This is a genomic window from bacterium, assembly GCA_040753555.1.
In the GTDB taxonomy this organism is placed as follows: domain Bacteria; phylum UBA9089; class UBA9088; order UBA9088; family UBA9088; genus JBFLYE01.
Window position 1 is genome coordinate 1 of record JBFMDZ010000257.1, and the last position, 2,598, is coordinate 2,598.

A 2,598-nucleotide genomic window follows, 5' to 3' on the forward strand; every position below is an offset into this window, starting at 1 on the left:
ATAATAAATCCTGAAGCAACAATGCCAAAGGCTACTCCAATTAGTATAAAGATTGCCTTTTTCTTGGGATATTCTTCCAAATCAAAGTATTCACGCACATTTCTCTTAAAAAAATATAGGAATAGCAGACTATAACACAGTATTCGCCCCGCATATTTAATCCAGTAATATTCGATACCTTGTTGAGGCTCTCCAAACTGGGCAATAATTCCTGGAAGCATAATTATGACATTCACTTGTCGTAAAACCCCATAAACACAATAAAAAGCACCAAGCCACCATCCCCATTTCTTTCCAAGCCACATTCCAATTCCTGAAGCAAAGGATAGCAAGCCAAGAAAGGTTATAGAGATAGTAAAAGCTAATTGAGAAATCCCCAAACTGGAAACATCACCCATCTTTTTGCCAAAAAGAATCTGAATGATAAAGATCCCCATTCCCACAAGAATGTATATTATGGAAAATATCGTTATTCCTAAAGGTCTTTGTTTCATATTGCCCTTATCTTCTTGATTAATTTCTAAGTTCATTGATTATTTACTTCCCCTTTCCTTTAAGGTCTTTTCTTGGGATGGCTTTTCTCCAGATTTCCTCTTTTGGGATAAGGGGGATGTTTAATAATTTGCTCAAGGATAGAGCCTGTTCTTCTGAAAGACGGGAAAGTAGAGAAGTAGTTCTTGCTCCTACATCTTTTTCAGGAAGCTTCACCTCCTCCATAGGAATAAATCTACATCCCTTTAATCCATTCCCTTCAATCACATCCTTTACCCTTTCGGTTACAAAGATATACTTCTGAAGAGGACAAACCCAGAAGAAATCTGAGCCATCCCAGAGGGAGGTGTCAATTAGATGAGGGGATTTGGGAAAAGGGACTAAAAATCTTAGATAGCCACACTCTTTGCACCAACTCTTAAGCCTTATTCCAGAATCAGGATGGGGAATACCAGCAAATCCTTTAATAACTAGCTCCCATAAGGTTGGAATAGGCATTGGTTTTCTTAGCCTCTTTATCTCATTTATCCTTACTGGCTTAAGCTCATAGCCGGTAAATCCTGCCTCTTTGAATAATTGGGCTACCCTCTCGGGAATTATATAGTCCCATTCATAATCGGTGCATAAAAAATCTTGCTCTAACATCTTGGGTGAGGGTATGTCAATGGTTAAGATTGCCTCATCCCCTTCTTTTTTCCGCAAAACGCAAGGATGACCTTTGCCGGCAGGACATGAACCCACTATCTCATCCCTCTCGCTTACCTCTTCTGCCATATAATAGTCGCCATTAGAAGTATAAACATCATAGGCTAATTCATAGAATCTCATTGTATCTCACCCCTTCTTACCTGGTCAATCTTCTTTAGTATATCATCAATCCCTTCTTGTGTAAAGATATCCTTGCGTGCTTTTACCATATTCTCTAAGTGATTAAGAACCTCATCTTTTGTAGCATCAGGTTTTGCCTTTTTAAATTCATCCCACTGCTTATTCCAGTTATTTGGACCGGTATGTATTCCATTTGGTTTTAGTCTATGGAGGTCAATAGGTAATTCTTTGGTAAGAAATTCAAGCTCTTTTGGGGTAAACTCTGCCTTTAAAAAGAATTCTCTAAGTTTCTTTGCCCTTGGCAATAAATGATGATTCTCAAGGAGTTCTTTGGTTGTCCTAAATGCTGCCCTCATTGGTCCTACCGATACACCAGAGACAGGAGCAAGGACACAGCCAATTGCAATTGCCCTTTCAAGGGGGGTAAGCTTTCCAGTGATGCTATAGCCTGAAACCGCACAGAAGACATCATAGACAGTTTCAACCACCGGGACAAATCCAATCCCTATCTCAACACCCTGGCTAAGGTCTTTCCACCAATCAATATAGGCCTCTTTTGTTGCACTTCTTACAAATGTAGTTGTGCTTCTTCCTGGTGTCCAGCCTAAGCTATTAAGCTCAATTGATATTTCGGCAAACCTTATTTTTTCCTGCTCAGTAAGCTCATTGTATCTTTTGAATTGATTTGGGTCAGGTGGTTGTGTGCTTGCATATTGTTGAGCAAAGAGAATTTTTAATTCCTTTTCTAGTTGCTGGATTCTATTGTGGGTTATATCAATTTCTTTGTATTTATCCCTTACGGCATTTTCTAAGTCCTTCTTGGTAAGCCCTAATTTCTCCAAGCCATCCTTTGTTGTATTCCAGATATTGTCCATATTTGTTTGGGTTCCACCATTTCCTCTGTTTTCAATGATAAAATCAGCCAGCTTACTTAATGCCAATTGTGGCATTTTTATACCCTCTAAGTCTAGCCCAGGCAGGTTTACCTTCGGCAGGTCTATCTTGGGCAGGGTTATATTCTTCTTCCAGATTATCCCCTCAATCACATCCCCAAACTTATTGTTCCAGTCAGAATTCCTCTGGTAGCTCTTTAGTCCAGCAAGCCTTTCTTCCCAGGAAAGCTTATTCCCCCACACATCCTTTCCCGCTAAGGCTGTGCCAAATTTGTAATATTTGTTCTCAATGAGGCTATTGTATAGGCTTCCAGCTTTATTTGTCAGGCTACTTAAAGGACCAAGGTCGTATCTTTTCCCAAGGTTTAAACCTGCCAAAAAGGCT

Annotated in this window: 3 protein-coding genes; all 3 read right to left on the reverse strand. The window is 39.6% G+C overall.

What is annotated here, in order from left to right; translation table 11 throughout:
* On the reverse strand, window positions 1-530 hold a 530-nt coding region (locus AB1630_12135; protein ID MEW6104542.1), incomplete at its 3' end, for a hypothetical protein.
* Between the two features lie 7 nt (window positions 531-537).
* Window positions 538-1,320 (reverse strand): double-CXXCG motif protein, encoded by a 783-nt coding sequence (locus AB1630_12140; GenBank protein MEW6104543.1) that lies wholly within the window; start codon window positions 1,318-1,320, stop codon window positions 538-540.
* On the reverse strand, window positions 1,317-2,598 hold a 1,282-nt coding region (locus AB1630_12145; protein MEW6104544.1), incomplete at its 5' end, for a DUF2380 domain-containing protein. The genes AB1630_12145 and AB1630_12140, both read right to left, overlap by 4 nt.

What these genes read in the sequence shown, in the direction of transcription:
- AB1630_12140 (MEW6104543.1), bottom strand. Translation starts at nt 1,320, where the DNA reads ATGAGATTCTATGAATTAGCCTATGATGTTTATACTTCTAATGGCGAC.